Raw genomic sequence first — 16,028 nt, 5'->3', positions numbered from 1 at the left:
ACCGTTGTTGATATTATATCATGCAAACAACAACTTTAAACAACAAGAAAAACAGTATTCCAACGTCTTAGTAATATTCAGCAACAACGAGAGCAACAAAAAAACAACATCTTTGAAACTTGAGCAACAAATAGAATAGTTTGAAATCAAAATTCATCGCTAATTTTTAATAAGAATAAGAACAATTTCGGATTAAAACTAATGCCTAATTGGTAGTATTCAAAAAAAACCTATTTTTATAAACTCAACCAATTGCTAATTAAAAACTATTCATGGCGTTATTTCAATCAACCGTTGTTCAAAAATACCTGAAGGCGCAAAACCAAACTGAACTTCAAGAAAAGTGGGAAGCCTACAAAGCTCACTTTCATGATCCAAGTATTCAGGAAAACATAAGAAATGCTAAAGAAGAACAATATCAGGAGGGTTTTTTGCGAGACTTATTTGTCAAAATTCTTGGTTATACGCTAAATCCTGCTACTGACTATAATCTAACTACAGAACTAAAAAACGTCAAAGACAGCAAAAAGGCAGATGGAGGAATCATAGTCAATGACAAAGTAATTGGCGTCATAGAACTTAAAGGAACTAACACCACAGATTTAAGCAAAGTAGAAACACAAGCCTTTGGCTATAAAAACAACCAATCCAGTTGTACTTATGTCATTACTTCCAATTTTGAAAAACTCAGGTTTTATATTGATAATGCTATAGAACACCAAGTATTCAATTTGTTTGAACTTACCGAAGAGGAATTTAAGTTATTATACCTCTGTTTAGCCTACCAAAACATAAGTCAAAATATACCTAAGAAAGTTAAAAATGATTCTCATAGTCAGGAAGATATCATAACGAAACAATTGTATAAAGATTATAGCTTTTTCAAAAGAGAATTATACAATAACTTAACAGAATTAAATCCAGATATTGAAGCCCTGTTGCTTTTCAAAAAATCTCAAAAACTACTAGATCGATTTCTGTTTTTGTTTTTTGCAGAAGATCGCCATTTATTACCACCAAATTCAGTTCGACTTATTCTTAAACAATGGAAGCAGCTCAAAGAGTTGGATGCGTACACACCATTATATAAACGCTTCAAAAAATATTTTGGTTACCTAAATACAGGACATAAGGGCAAACAACACAATGTTTATCCATACAACGGTGGTTTGTTTAGACCAGATGAAATTTTAGACAATATCAAAATAGATGATGAATTGTTGTATGAACACACTTTGAAACTTTCAGAATACGATTTTGATAGCGAAGTAGATGTGAATATTTTGGGGCATATTTTTGAAAATTCTTTAAATGAAATTGAAGAAATACAAACCAAGCTAGAAGAAAACCCATCTGAAACTAAAGTAAAAGTAAGTAAACGAAAAAAAGATGGTGTGTTTTACACGCCAAAATACATCACCAAATACATTGTTGAAAATACCGTTGGAAAGCTTTGCGAAGAAAAGAAAACCGAAGTCAATCTTGTTGAAGAAGATTACAACATCAAGCGACAAACGAAGACCAAAAAGCAATTATTAAAAAAGCTGAATAATTATAGAGATTGGTTATTACAAATCACCGTGGTTGATCCTGCTTGTGGTTCTGGTGCGTTTCTTAATGAAGCCCTCAATTATTTAATGGCAGAACACCAGTATCTGGATGAACTGGAAACCAAACTTATGGGAGGTGGTTTTATATTTCCTAATGTGGAAAACAGCATTTTAGAACACAACCTGTTTGGTGTTGACATCAATAATGAATCTGTTGAAATTGCCAAGTTATCACTTTGGCTGAGAACAGCACAACCTAACCGAAAGCTTAACGACCTGAGTAATAACATAAAATGCGGAAACTCCTTAATTGATGATCCTGAAGTCGCTGGTGATAAAGCTTTTAATTGGGAAAATGAATTTCCACAGGTTTTTGCTAAAGGAGGTTTTGATGTAGTGATTGGTAATCCGCCTTATGTTTCTACCAAACAAATAAAATCATTGGATAGAGAATATTTTTGGGATGAATTTGAAAACATATTGTTTTCAGAAATGGATCTATATCAATTATTTCTGTTTAAGTCTGTTGATAAATTATTAAAAAAAAGTGGTCTTCTGGGATTTATTACACCAAATTCATACTATACCAGTGTCAGTTTTAAAAAGATACGTAATTATATTTTAGAAAAAACATCATTATTTCAGATAATTGATTTTCCCTACAGGTTTTATCCATTTGATGATGTTAATACAGAAACCAGTATATTGTTGTTAAGAAACGTTGTTCCTGATTTTAATAATGTAATACTGAGGGTTGTTGATAAAAAAAAGCAATTGTTGTCAAATGATCTTTTTGATGTTTATAAAAACGAGACTACTTTGCCTCAAGAATTAATTATGAAAAGGTATGATGGAAAAATTATAATAAATACTAATTCAACATTAGACAAGTTAATTAAATGCAAAAAAAAATTTGGTGATTATTTAGAGTTACATAAAGGATGGATGAGTGTTCCAAAAACCTTTGAGTACAATAGTGAAATAATTGATCAAGGGACACTTGAAAGCTCTGAACTAAAAAACTACAATAGTATCAAAGAAGATTTTAATAAATATTTAGAGGGAAGAGATATACATAGATATTATACTGATAGAACTGATAAATATGTAAGCGTTCAAAAAATAGATAAAAAGACAAAAAAGTGGCATTTCAGTCCCAAAATAATTTTACAAAGAATAGTTGGTCAGAATAAGAATAAAATCTTTGCAACTATTGATTTAGAAAATTTCATGATATTTCCAAATGCAAATCTCGTAAATGTAAAAAAAGAGAGTCATGATGTCAGATTTTTTATTGCAATAATAAATTCTAAACTTATTAGTTACTTTTATGGTAAATATTTTGGAGAATCAAATACTAACATAACTAAATTAGCTTTTGAATCTATACCCATTCCAGATATAAATAATACAAATCAAACTCTATTCATTTCATTAGCAAAATTCATTCTATCTAAAACCAGAGAGTTAAATGAATTGTCAGGTAAATTCCAACGTAGCTTACAACGTCAATTTCCAGAAGAATTAGAAAAGCTGCCTAAAAAGCTTCAAGACTGGTATGAGTTAAGTTATGCCAATTTCATCAAAGAGCTAAAAAAGAAAAAGATAAAACTCAGTCTCTCCCAAGAAGCCGAGTGGGAAGAGTATTTCCTTTCAGAACAACAAAAAGCAACAAGCCTAACAACTCAAATCAACCAAACCGATAAGGAAATTGATCAGATGGTTTATGAGTTGTATGGATTGACGGAGGAGGAGATTGAAATTGTTGAAAATAGTTAATGAATTATTTTTTACACAGTTTTTAATAAAGGAGTTTATTATTAATTAATTTAGATATGCTAGACCAATCATTCTCAGCTAATAATTTTAGAACAATATTTGATATTGCTAATAGGAACGGGGTATTTGTAGAAGACAAGTTAAGCTTAACTACAATTAGGGCTTATACTGACAAGATTAAAAATTACGGTAAGCTCGCAAAGCAAAATAAAAAATCTGGAAACTTCATTTTATCTAAATTTTTCAATGAGGTCAAAGAAGAAGTTAGAGAGCAACGTAACATTGAAATTGATAATGTTCTAGAATCAATAAGTGTAAATGTTTCAAAAAAAGATTTTTGTGTAAGTCTTAAGCAAATATCTATTCCTGGCGGAAAAGATCTCTACACAATAGATAATAAACCTGAGCTTTTCTTTGCAATCAAACAAGTTCAATATAATGTCTCAAGACTATATAATGTAAAACAATCTAATCGTAATAGTGTTGTAGAACAGCTAATTTGTTTATTACAAAATGAGTTTCCAAAAACAATAATAAGAACAGATATTTCAAGTTTTTATGAATCCATAGATCACACTGTAATACTTAAAAAGATTAATCAAGACAATTTACTTTCACCAAAATCTCGAAAAATTATCCATCAAATCTTAAGAAGCTATAAAGATTTATCTGGAAGCGATAAAGGGCTGCCTAGAGGTATTGGTGTTAGCGCATATCTAGCTGAACTTTACATGCGAAAAATTGATCGAATTATTAAACAACAAGATGATATAATTTATTATGCGAGATATGTCGATGATATAGTAGTCATTTTTACTCCTAATATAAATGGTCCCAAAATTAACTATTTAGATCAAGTTAAATACGCTATTGAAGATAATAGTCAAGTGCTAATTAATTCTTCTAAGACATTAATGCGAGAGATTAATGACGAAGAAGAATACAACTTTGAGTTTTTAGGTTATAATTTTTCAGTTAAAAAGGGTGTTATAAAAACAAAATTGACTGAAAAAAAATATGAGAAGCTCAAATGGAGATTAAATACTGCCTTTGAAAATTATAATAATTTATCTGTAGTGGATGAAAAAACAGCAAGGAAGTTACTCGTTTGGCGCATTCGCTTTCTAACAGGAAATACGAAACTTGCAAATAATAAATCCAATATCTTGATAGGAATTTATTACTCAAATAGCTTCTTAAGTGAAAAAAAGCAAATTGGAGACTTGGATGGTTTACTCAAAAAAAATATTCATACGAAATTAACATCTGTATCATTAAAAAGACGTTTATGCAAATACTCTTTCAAGGATGGCTTCGAAGGAAAGAGATTTTCAGAATTTAATGGAAAACAATTGAAAGAAATAATGAAAATTTGGAAGTAATGAGCAAGAAAAAAAGCTATATCACAAATAAAAAACAAAGAGTAGTTCTGTCAGACATACTTCCGTTTGAAACACCAGCCACTTTTTCCAATCGGTTTTTTTATGAATTTTTAGTAAATAATAACATTGAATTATGTTCTAATAAAATAAGTTGGAATTCGGAAAACACTGAAGTTAAATCAATAATCAGAATTCTGTTCGGAGTTCAAGACAATTTTATTCAAAATGAATCTGATACTCATTTTACGCTTAATATTAAAAAGGGAGCTCTAAAAGCAATTCCATTTCAATATAAAATTTCACATAAAAAAAAAGAATTTCGTGAGCTAACAATAATTCACCCTAAGAGCCAGCTATCTGTAATAGAATTCTATAATAAGTTTAACAGTTTGATTTTATATTATTGTAATCAAAGTGATTTTTCTATCAGACATCCTATCAAAGTCGCTCAGTTTTCTTATTTCAAAGATAGACTTCATTTAGATACTTTAGCTCAAGATAACGAGTTAGAAGGAATCGAAGAGTTTAATAAAGAATATGAAAATCTCAAAACATATTTTTCATATAAAGAAATAAGCAACATCCACAAATTTTATGAGTCATACAAGTACCATAGGTGCGAGAAAAAATACGAACATCTTTATAAATTCGATATCTCAAAGTGTTTCGATAGTATTTATTCCCATTCAATAACCTGGGCTGTATTAGAAAAAGAGATAGTCAAACATAATATAGGGAAGTCAAGCTCTACTTTCGGTGGTAAATTTGACCGATTATTGCAAAATCTGAATTATGGAGAGACAAATGGTATTGTCATAGGCCCAGAATTCTCAAGAATTTTTGCAGAAATTATATTACAAAAAATTGACAAAACAATCCATGAAGAGCTTTTAAAGCTAGAATCACCTTTGATCCACAAAAAAGATTATGAGGTTTTTAGATACGTGGATGATTATTTTATTTTCTATAACAATGAGGTTGTAAAAGATGAAGTGCTCAGTAGGTTTCGGATAAAATTGAGGGACTACAAATTGGGTCTTAATGAAGAAAAAAGCAAAGAGTATTCAAAACCCATCCTTACAGGTATAACGGTAGCAAAAGTAAATGTTGTAAAATTACTAGAAAAAAATTTATCCTTTGATAATACAGAAAATGAAAATACTAGTTTATTTCCTCAAGGAGAGATTAAAACAAAATCTTTTTACGTCAGCTCAAATAAATTAATAACAGAATTCAAGATTATTATTAAAAATTCTGATATCAAGTATAAAGATATTCAAAACTTTACTCTTGGCTGCATTGACAACAAAGTTATAAACTTCATAAAATCTTATGTAAAACATAGCAAAATAGTTGATATTAACTCAACTAAAGTGTTGTTAGAGATTTTAGACTTAGCCTTCTTCATATATACTGTCACACCAAGAGTAAATAGCACCATCAAGTTATGCTCAATAACAAATAAAATCACGCAGTTCGCAAAACTTTACCTGAACGAAGATTTAAGTAATCGAGTTTTCAAGAAAATCTATGATGAGATTTTTTTAGTACTAAAAAAAGATAGAATTAAAGAGCATATACAAATAGAAACTCTATATCTATTGATATCATTAAAAGAATTGGGACGCGAGTATAGGCTTAATGAGACAACCCTAGCTTATTATATGGGCATAGATATTAATGATAAGAAATGTACTTTTTCTTTACACTATTTTTCTATAACCGTTTTGTTATTTTATATTGGAAATAAAGTAAGGTATGAAGCGCTTAAACAAATACTAAAAAAATACATCATTAGTAAGTTCGAAAATATTTCAGCAAAAAATCGTATTCAAAATACAGAATTGGTAATGTTATTTTTTGATTTGTTGAGTTGTCCTTATTTAGATAGAGCCTTTAAGAACAGGCTATTTCAATTGTTTGATTTTGATTCATCAAAAGGATTACTTAAATCAAAAATTATAAATAATAGAAAATACTGGTTTACTAAATGGAATAATTTTAATTTTGGGAAAGAATTAGATGCTAAAAAAAGTCAAGAAGTATATTAGTTAAACGCTCCGCTCAAATAACGACTCTTTCGAGAGTTCACACACTAGCGTCCTATTTAATCTTCGATAAAAGAAGATTAAATATAAAGAAGCAGCCTGAGTGGGCTGCTTTCTTTTTAAGAAAAATATATTTAAAAATAGTTGTGAAATTTGACAAAATCACTTGAAATTGTACGAAAACTGTTAATAAAAACAGCTGTTTATGTACAAGCCAAACGTTTCACTGATAATACAGTTGGTTCAGGAGACATAAGAAATTTTATTGGTTCTTTAGCTGTTCAAGGCGTCAACAAAGGTGTTTTTTTGACAACATCTAGGTTTTCTAAAAGTGCAATCTCAACCGCATATAATAGCAAACAACAAAAGATCATTCTTATCGACGGTCAGCATTTGGCTAATTTAGCTATAGAGTTTAATTTAGGCGTTCAAACACAACAAACTATTGAGATTAAAAAAATAGATTTAGACTATTTTGAAGAGTAATTTATGGCAAGATTTTTAAAAACTAGTGACTTTAACGATTGGTTATTAAGACTGATATCAACAGCACAAAAAGAACTTATACTTATTGTTCCTTATATTAAAACCTCTAAAGAAGTAAATGAAGCATTAAAAAAAGCTGATCACAACGGGGTCAATATTGTTATTGTTTACAGGGAAAATAAGCTTTCACGAAATGAAAAATTAAATTTTTTGGAACTTGAAACATTAAACCTTTTACATCACCCAAATATTCACTGTAAATCTTATTATAATGGTGATCTAATGATTATCGGTTCTATGAATTTACATTCTTATTCCCAGAACAACAATCGGGAAATGGGAGCTTTATTTTCTAAACATTTATTGACAGAAGGAGGAGATATAAGAGAACCAGTAGGATTTGAAAATACTGATGAAGATTTTAATTTTATTGATTCGAGTCTTACTGAGTTTAAGGAAATAATTAATAGTTCGGAATTAGAATATCAAAGTGAGAACGCTAAAAAGAAGCCATTCACGTTTGATATTTTAAAGACAAAATTTGAAAGGTCATTGGAATATGCCAATTCAACATGCGATAAATTGAATAAGGTTTTTAAAAACAAGAAGTTTATACCAATAACTTTTGATGATAAAACATATAGTTGTGTTTGTGAAAACTATTTTGATGATATTCAGGTGTTGTATGACGAAAATAAATTTATAATAAGTATTAATAAACCAGAGGATTATTTAAAGCATATTTTTGATCATTGGAAAAAATCCTATAATGAGTTTGAGTTTTTAGGTTTTAAATACTATTGGAAGTATCATTCAACTGGCATATTAATATACAAAGATACCTATAGGTATAACTGGGAACCTCATTTCAAAAGTTTTGAAAGTGAAATGGATAAATTTAAAGAAGGTATAGACTTGATTATTAAAAAATATCGAAGAGTAAAAGAAGATGTTAGGCGTTTACGATTAATTGAGTAAAATATGAATAAGTTTAAAAATAGGTAAAGACGACTTTAAATTTTTACTTCTTACAAAGACACTTACTGATATAAGAATATAAAATCGAACAATAATCGAACAATAAAAAAAGCTAAACACTGATATTCAGGTGTTTAGCTTTTTTAAAGTGATCGCGACAGGATTCGAACCTGTGACCGTCTGCTTAGAAGGCAGATGCTCTATCCAACTGAGCTACGCGACCTTTTTATTTTGCGAGTGCAAATATAGAAATTATCTTGTTTTAAACAAGACCCACATTTTATTTTTTTGAAAATAAAAACCCCGCGAAAGCGGGGCTAGTCCTAATGTGTTGAGATTGAACTTATTTAGCTTCTTTCATGCCTTCTTCAATCATACCAAAAAATTGATCTAACTTAGGTAGTACTATAATTTTAGTACGTCTGTTCTTAGCTTTTCCAGCAGCAGTTTCATTAGATGCAACAGGCACATATTCACTTCTTCCCGCCGCAGTCATACGTGATGGATCTACATTATATTCATCTTGCAAAACACGAACAACCGCTGTGGCACGTTTAGTACTCAAGTCCCAGTTGTCTTCAAAACATTCTCTGGAAATAGGGTCAGAGTCCGTATGTCCTTCAACCATAAATTCAAAATCTTTTTTATCATTTACGACTTTAGCGACTTTACCTAAAACCTGCTTAGCTTCATTGGTAATTTTATAACTACCACTACCAAAAAGTAATTTATCTGAGATAGAAACAAAAACAACGCCTTTTTCAACATTAATTTCGATGTCCTCATCGTTAATGTTATCCAAAGCACCTTTCAAACTTGTAACCAATGCTAATGTAACACTATCTTTTTTGTTAATTGCATCACGCATAGATTTTATTTGCATGTCTTTTTCTTTCATGCTCTCTAAAGATTTCTCAAGATTTTCAGCACCTGTTTTAGAAAGAGTAACAATCTCTCCTTGCGTATTTAGTAAAGCGGAATTTGTATTTTCAAGCGTTTTGATTTGGCGTTCATAAGCCGATCTTATATTTTTCTTATCATCCTCGCAAGCGGCGAGTTTCATTTCAGCGGTTTTCAATTCGCTCTTAGTCTGATCGTAATTTTCTTCAAGCTCAGCAAATTTTTTCTTTGAAACGCAAGAAGTCGTCAATAAAATTCCTGTGATTGCTATTGCAAAAACTTTTTTCATAGGGTTTGTGTTTATTTATTTATGTATTGTACAAATTTAAAAAGCAATTCATCAATGAAACCTTTGTTAACAATTATTTATTTGACTTCAATAGATTGAAATGCTTTTTACCTAATACAAAATTGTGCCAAACTATGCTTTTGATATAATAATATTTTTTGAAATTTGAATTTTTTGAGCGTTTCGCTTTAATTTTAAAAAAATATTTGTAAAAACTAAAATGGGCCTGAAGAATTGCTGAGAAATGTCTAAATCGACCTTGACTTAAAAAATGAAGTCCTGCTATAGCATCCAAAAGAAGTCTAAAAAACAATCTTCGGAAGGTTTTTTCTGAAGTGTTTTTTAGAATATTGAATAAAGAATTTCTGAAATTATAAAAGGTTTTTCTAGGATTTGAACTTTGCAATGTCCCGCCACCAAGGTGGTAAACTGTACTTTCTGGAGTAAACTTGACTTGTTTTCCCAGTTGATGAATTCGCCAGCATAAATCTATTTCTTCTTGATGGGCAAAATAATCTTCATCAAAACCATTTAGGTGTTCATAAACTTCGCGTCTGATAGCAAAACAAGCGCCGCTTGCCCAAAAAATATCACATTCATGATCATACTGTCCTCGGTCAATTTCAGTGTGATCGAAGATTCGACCACGACAAAACGGATAAGCGTACTCATCCAGAAAACCGCCGGCAGCTCCTGCGTATTCAAATTTAGTTTTGTCAGAATATGCTTTTATTTTTGGCTGAATAGCAGCAACATCAGATTGATTTTCAAAAATACTAACAATTGGTTTTAACCAGTTATTTGTAACTTCAACATCGCTGTTTAGTAAAACGAAAATCGATTCGGTAAGGGATTTTAAAGCGTCGTTGTAACCTTTAGCATATCCGCCATTTATAGCATTTTGAATGATTTTTACCTTCGGAAAATTTTCCTTTAAATATTCTATAGAATCGTCTGTTGAAGCGTTATCGGCTACATAAATTTCAGCTTCAGGTGAATTGTTTACTACAGAAGGCAAAAACTCTTCCAATAAAGGTTTTCCATTCCAATTTAGAACGACGACAGCAACTTTCATGTATTATTTTTTTTTCAAAATTGGTAGTTCAGGTAAAAAATCATACTTTTTTTTATCATAATCTAGTTTGCAATAATAATGAAAAAGCCCGTTTGTTACCATTAAATATTCAGCGTTCAAAGCCATGTTATACCGGGCAATTTGGTCAAAGGTGTCTTGTGTGATTTTTACATTTGGCGCTTTGCATTCCACCACCAATCTTATATTTCCGTCGGGCTTAAAAGCTACAATATCGTAGCGTTTATCTATGCCATTTAGTTTAATTTGCTTCTCTTCATTCAATAAAGATTTAGAGTAATTCTTCTCTGAAATAAGAAAATTTACACAATGCTGACGAACCCATTCTTCAGGAGTGAGAATCAAAAATTTTTTGCGTAAAATTGAAAAAATAGCTGTTTTATTTTCTTTACTTTTGAATCTAAATTCATATTCTGGAAAATTCAGTGATTTCATTTTTCAAAGAAACAAAAATCAGTTGAATTTTATCTTATAAGTGCCGACATGAAAGATTTTAAAACCATTTTAAAAGAGATAGAACAGCGTAAGTTTCAACCGATTTACTTTTTAATAGGGGAGAAGGAAACTTTTTTTGTGGATCTCATTGCAGAAAAAATAGAAAATACGGTTTTAACCGAAGATGAAAAAGCATTCAATCAAAGCATTTTGTATGGTAAAGATGTGACGATTGAAGATGTGGTTGGCGAGGCAAAGCGATTTCCGATGATGGCAGAACATCAGGTTGTAATCGTTCGTGAAGCCCAAGCTTTGATGAAAGATTTCGATAAATTGTTGCCCTATATAAAACAACCGCAACAAAGCACAATTTTGGTGTTTTGTGTGAAATATAAGAAACCTGACGGTAGGAAAAAGGTCTTTCAAGTTTTGAAAAAGGAAGCTGAATATTTTGAAACTAAACCGATTTATGAAGATAAAGTCCCAAAGTGGATTTCTGAAACTTTGCAAACTTCAGGTTACACAATTGCACCAAAAGCTTCAGAAATGTTGGTTGAGTTTTTAGGAAACAATTTATCTCATATCTATAAAGAGCTTGAAAAACTTCAACATATTTTAAAAAAAGGTGCTCAAATCACCCCAGAAATTATTGAAGAAAACATAGGCATAAGTAAAGATTTCAATAATTTTGAGTTGACAAAGGCTGTTGGTGTTTTGGATGAAGTGAAAGTACATCGCATTGTGTATTATTTTTCACAAAATCCTAAAAATCACCCCATCATTCTTACGATTGCACAATTATATAGTTTTTTCAATAAAATTCTACGTTATCATGCTTTAAAGGACAAGTCACAATATCCTGTTGCAAAAGCCTTAGAGGTTAGTCCATATTTTGTTAAGGATTATGTCTTTGCAGCAAAAAACTATTCTATGAAAAAAGCCAGTCGTGCGCTTGCTATGATTCGTGAAGCCGATATGAAAAGCAAAGGTGTAAACGCGAATCAACTGCCAAGTGGCGATATTCTCAAAGAATTGTTAGTAAAAATTATGCGTTAGATTTTAAAGCTTCTATTTTTTTAGCAATATCATCAGCTTCTTTTAGTTTTGCATCAGATTTTTGTCGATTAGTTTTAGAAAGTTCAAAAGATTCTTTTTGTAATTTTTTAAAACGCTCTTGTAATTTTTCTGTTTCACTTTTCTTTTTAAATAATCCAAACATAATTTTTTATTTTAAAATTAGGACTATAAAATGATTTAGTGCAAATTTCAGAGTTCTATTAACGAAAGATTATCGAGAATTGAAGATTAGCGCATCAAAGTGATATTTCCAGTATATGTTCTATTATCTATTTTTAGACGATACCAATAATCGTCTGTGGGCATATTTTTCCCATTATAAGTGCCATCCCATTGAAATGGAGCTTGTCGGCCTTGTTTCAAAACTTTACCATAACGATCGAAAATAACAATTTCAAATTCATCGAAATAAGTGTCACCTTCAATTTCAAATTTGTCGTTGATTTGATCACCGTTTGGAGTGAAAAATTCTGGAATAACTAGAAGGATGTATTCTTTAGTTGCTATTCCACATCCATTATTTTCAAGTACGTATATGGTATATAAACCGCCTTCAAGATTGTAAAATATTGGTTCATTTTGATAATTATTACCATCTATAGAATAACTAAAATCTCCTTCTGAGGCCATTTCCACAACTAAAGTGTTGCTGGTTTGAGAAATATTTTCAATTACAGGAGCAGTAATTGTCTCAACAGTAAAAATTTTGGAAACTACACAATTATTCTCAGTAGTTATTTCCAATGTATATTCTCCAGCTTCTTGAACTTCTATGGAGTCGCTTGTTTCGCCTGTGCTCCATAAATATTCAACATTTTGAATATTTTCACTTAAAGTTACAATTTCTCCTTCACAAATAACTGTACTCTCATCTTCAAGTTGCGGTGTTTCGTAAAGTAAATATTGAATAGCAACTCGATTTGGATTGGTACAATTCCCATTTGTGGTTGTGGCTTCGGCATAATAGGTGCCATCTTCTTCAGGTTCAAATTCAAATGTATTTTCTGCCAAAAGATTTCCGCCAGTTGGACTGTCGTACCAATCAACCGTAATATTGTTATTTATTTCAACGAACAAATTTTGTTCATCTCCTTCTCCTTCGCAAATAAAAACATCGCCTTCACTTACAGGATCAATTAATTCGACAATCTGAACTTCAAAAATAGACGATATGCTATTGCATGAATTGTTATTTACGTTTGCTGGGTCTTCAGAAACTAAAGTTCTATAGAATTGACTATTGTTCAGGTTTGTAATCGTTAATTCACTACCAGTTTCCCCTGGAATATTTGTCCAGTTTACAGCATCAGAACTTTCCTGCCATTGATAGCTCGGCGAATCGTAGACGCTAAAATCTGGACTTGCTTCCAAGGTTAAATTATCGATGTTTTCGTTTTCGCAAACCTGTAGACTTGAACTGCCATCCTCAGTAATAATTTCTGTTAAATCTCCACAAGATTTAAAAACAATATCATCAATGGCTAAGTCGTTTCCACAACCGCCTTCACCATTATTTAGCATTTTCAAAATTACAGAATTTTGCCCAGGCAAAGTCGTGAAGGTCAAAGCAAATTGCTGCCAAATTGGATTACTCGTTCCATTTATGTTGCCGGTATTACCTTCTGCCAGAAGTGTGGTATCTGTTTCATCCCAAATTTGAAATCTAACATTTACGGGTATACCATTATTTGGACATGCGTTGGAGTCAGCATCGTATACATTCATTAGAAAGGCTGAAAACTCATAGGAATTATTAATACAAAGACCAGTAATGGGTATTTGATAAAACAAGCCTGCATCGAAACTTGCATTCACAATTAGGGCTTTCCCATTTGCATTGCCAGTATGATCTCCGGTATTATGAAAACTACCAAGCTGAAATAAACTGGAAGAAATTGTGTATTCTCCATCTTGTGGACCTTGACTCACATACTCATATGAGGTTATATCTGTAGAAAGTGGTGGCCCATTTTGAGAGCCTTGGCCGAAATTTTCTTCAAAAATTGGATTGCCAGAGTTTCCTTGACAAAATCCAAGTTGTGCTTGTGATGAAAAACCTGTAAATAAAAATATAGAAGCAAAAAAATATTTGTTTAATAATTTAGGCGTACTTATTTTCATAAATGAATAATTGAATATAACGTTGTAGTGAATTGAAAATTGTATTTTAAAATATAATGTTGTTTATCCCATAATATTATAACCTCCGTCGACATGTCTAATTTCTCCTGTAGTTCTGCCATTTGGACGAAGCAGGTTTAGAACTTCATAAGCTAAATCTTCTGGTAGGGCGTTGCCAAGCGGACTTTTACGATGGGCAAACTGCACATCTTGCTCATTGAGTGTTGCATTGCCAGCTTTGCTTCCCATGTATGGAGAGAATCGGAGACAATTTACACGTGTGCCGTTTTTTCTTCCCAATTCATCAGCCAGTTCAACTGTGATTCGCTCTAAAGCAGCTTTTGCAATACTGATATTTCTGTAAGGATGAAATGTTACTTTGGAAGCAGCAATATAACTCAAAGAACAAATTGAAGAATCTGCGTTTAGTAAATTATTTTTAAATAAATGACTTGTTAGACTAATTAAAGAATAAGCTGAAACCTCCATCGTATCACAAAATTCTTGAAAACTAACATCTAGCAATGGTTTTACAACTTTATTTCTAATAGTTTTGTCCATGGCAATGGCATGTAAAAACCCATCTAACTGTATGTTTTTTGATATTAATTTTTCGCAAAACGCTTCAATACTTTCAGGTAAAGTGACGTCCAGAATTTCAGTGTGCGTTTTTTTTCCTAAAACGGAATGCACACTTTTTTGAAAATCGTCATAAGTTTTATTCAAGAAAGCTTTTGCTTTATCAGAAAGCTTACTGTGGTGTTTGCTTACTCCAAGACCAGTACAAACTACCTGACCACCGTTTTCTTTAATTTTTTTGGCGACATACATTGCCAAAGAATTCTCATCTGCAATTCCAGTAATTAAGTAAGTTTTTCCTTCTAACATTTTTTTCTTTTTTGATGTTTTTACCATTTATATAAAGCTGTTCCCCAAGTCCAGCCAGCGCCAACAGCTGCAAATAATAGTTTGTCTCCCTTTTGAAAACGTCCTTCTCTGTGAACTTCATCTAAAACAATTGGAATAGTTCCACCAGAAGTATTGGCATATTTATCCATATTTGTCATGACTTTTTCAAATGGAAGATTAATGCTTTTGGCGATACTTTTTAAAATACCGATGCTAGGTTGGTGTGGAATTAAAAAATCAATGTCGTCTACAGAAGTTTTAGTTTTTTCTAAAAGTTCGTGTATAGATTCAGGCACAACTTTCGTTGCAGTTTCAAAAACTTCTTTGCCATTCATTTGAAAAAAGTGTTGTCTGTTGTTTAGTGTTTTTTCAGAAGTTGGATTTTCAGAACCGCCACCGGGAATAGTGAAATGTTCCTTACCACGACCATCTGAGTGTAAGTTAAAATCTATAAAACCTTTGTCTTCTTCAGTTTCACTTAATACTAAAGCACCAGCGCCATCGCCAAAAAATACTGAATCTCTACGTTCCCAATCGATGATATTAGAAAAAGTATCTGCACCAATGACAAGTACATTTTTGTAAACTTTGTTTTTTACAAATTGATAACCAACAGAAATAGTGAATAAAGCACCCGAACAAACCGCAGCAACATCAAAAGCAACAGCATTAAAAGCTTTCATTTTTTCTTGTACAAAACAAGCACATGATGGTGCTTGACGATCTGGAGTCGTTGTAGCAACAATAATTAGGTCAATGTCTTCAACTTTTAGATTTGCATTTTCTATGGCTTTCAGTCCTGCTTTTGATGCCAAGTCACTCGTAGCTTCATTTTCAACTATGCGACGTTCTTTGATACCGAGTTTATTGAAAATCCATTCATCTGTAGAGCCGACTTTTTCAAAAAAAGAATTCGGGACAACTTTTGGAGGAACATAAGAACCTGTTCCACTTATGAAAACATTTGCCATAAAAATGAAT

At 31.3% G+C, this 16,028-nt stretch carries 13 protein-coding genes and 1 tRNA gene; 6 read left to right on the top strand and 8 right to left on the bottom strand.

Annotation, left to right across the window (positions count from 1 at the left end):
- Positions 1–272: 272 nt before the first annotated feature.
- From EIG86_RS08540 to EIG86_RS08520, 5 genes are all read left to right on the top strand, one after another.
- Positions 273–3,329: an Eco57I restriction-modification methylase domain-containing protein gene (locus EIG86_RS08540; protein WP_127845756.1), complete on the top strand. Its 3,057-nt coding sequence runs from the start codon at positions 273–275 to the stop codon at positions 3,327–3,329.
- A 56-nt stretch (positions 3,330–3,385) separates the two neighbouring features.
- Positions 3,386–4,711, top strand: a complete 1,326-nt coding sequence (drt3a, locus tag EIG86_RS08535) for an antiviral reverse transcriptase Drt3a (protein ID WP_127845755.1) — start codon at positions 3,386–3,388, stop codon at positions 4,709–4,711.
- Positions 4,711–6,762 carry an antiviral reverse transcriptase Drt3b gene (drt3b, locus tag EIG86_RS08530; protein WP_127845754.1) on the top strand — a complete coding sequence of 684 codons (2,052 nt, stop codon included), beginning with the start codon at positions 4,711–4,713 and terminating at the stop codon, positions 6,760–6,762. The genes drt3a and drt3b overlap by 1 nt, the downstream gene beginning before the upstream one ends.
- Positions 6,763–6,912: 150 nt before the next feature.
- Positions 6,913–7,245, top strand: a complete 333-nt coding sequence (locus EIG86_RS08525; protein WP_127845753.1) for a restriction endonuclease — start codon at positions 6,913–6,915, stop codon at positions 7,243–7,245.
- Between the two features lie 3 nt (positions 7,246–7,248).
- Positions 7,249–8,223: a phospholipase D family protein gene (locus EIG86_RS08520; protein ID WP_127845752.1), complete on the top strand. Its 975-nt coding sequence runs from the start codon at positions 7,249–7,251 to the stop codon at positions 8,221–8,223.
- 149 nt (positions 8,224–8,372) lie between these two features.
- On the opposite strand, the gene EIG86_RS08515 is transcribed toward EIG86_RS08520, so the two are convergent.
- The 4 genes from EIG86_RS08515 to EIG86_RS08500 form a co-directional block, all read right to left on the bottom strand.
- Positions 8,373–8,446: transfer RNA gene (locus tag EIG86_RS08515), tRNA-Arg, on the bottom strand.
- A 120-nt stretch (positions 8,447–8,566) separates the two neighbouring features.
- Positions 8,567–9,412 (bottom strand): OmpA/MotB family protein, encoded by an 846-nt coding sequence (locus EIG86_RS08510; protein WP_127845751.1) that lies wholly within the window; start codon positions 9,410–9,412, stop codon positions 8,567–8,569.
- Between the two features lie 73 nt (positions 9,413–9,485).
- The gene (locus EIG86_RS08505) at positions 9,486–10,487 is read right to left on the bottom strand and encodes a glycosyltransferase family 2 protein (RefSeq protein WP_127845750.1); all 1,002 of its coding nucleotides are present in this window, start codon (positions 10,485–10,487) and stop codon (positions 9,486–9,488) included.
- 3 nt (positions 10,488–10,490) lie between these two features.
- Entirely contained in the window at positions 10,491–10,940 is a 450-nt protein-coding gene (locus tag EIG86_RS08500) for a type I restriction enzyme HsdR N-terminal domain-containing protein (protein ID WP_127845749.1), read from the bottom strand.
- A 48-nt stretch (positions 10,941–10,988) separates the two neighbouring features.
- On the opposite strand from EIG86_RS08500, the gene holA reads away from it, so the two are divergent.
- Positions 10,989–11,996 carry a DNA polymerase III subunit delta gene (gene holA / locus EIG86_RS08495; protein ID WP_127845748.1) on the top strand — a complete coding sequence of 336 codons (1,008 nt, stop codon included), beginning with the start codon at positions 10,989–10,991 and terminating at the stop codon, positions 11,994–11,996.
- Here the strand turns inward: holA and EIG86_RS08490 are convergent.
- The 4 genes from EIG86_RS08490 to EIG86_RS08475 all read right to left on the bottom strand — a co-directional run bounded on the left by EIG86_RS08490 (position 11,986) and on the right by EIG86_RS08475 (position 16,018).
- Positions 11,986–12,159 carry a Lacal_2735 family protein gene (locus EIG86_RS08490; protein WP_127845747.1) on the bottom strand — a complete coding sequence of 58 codons (174 nt, stop codon included), beginning with the start codon at positions 12,157–12,159 and terminating at the stop codon, positions 11,986–11,988. The genes holA and EIG86_RS08490 overlap by 11 nt on opposite strands.
- Before the next feature lie 86 nt (positions 12,160–12,245).
- The gene (locus EIG86_RS08485) at positions 12,246–14,138 is read right to left on the bottom strand and encodes a T9SS type B sorting domain-containing protein (RefSeq protein ID WP_127845746.1); all 1,893 of its coding nucleotides are present in this window, start codon (positions 14,136–14,138) and stop codon (positions 12,246–12,248) included.
- 63 nt (positions 14,139–14,201) lie between these two features.
- A complete protein-coding gene (locus tag EIG86_RS08480; protein ID WP_127845745.1) occupies positions 14,202–15,026 on the bottom strand; it encodes an SDR family oxidoreductase in 825 nt (274 codons plus the stop codon).
- Positions 15,027–15,046: 20 nt separating this feature from the next.
- Positions 15,047–16,018: a 3-oxoacyl-ACP synthase III family protein gene (locus EIG86_RS08475; RefSeq protein ID WP_127845744.1), complete on the bottom strand. Its 972-nt coding sequence runs from the start codon at positions 16,016–16,018 to the stop codon at positions 15,047–15,049.
- Positions 16,019–16,028 lie beyond the last annotated feature (10 nt).

The sequence above is a fragment of the Psychroflexus aestuariivivens genome, from assembly GCF_004010055.1.
GTDB classification, from domain to species: Bacteria; Bacteroidota; Bacteroidia; order Flavobacteriales; family Flavobacteriaceae; genus Psychroflexus; species Psychroflexus aestuariivivens.
The sequence above is the reverse complement of the archived record's forward strand: the minus strand, read 5'-3'. Positions and strand labels throughout refer to the sequence as shown.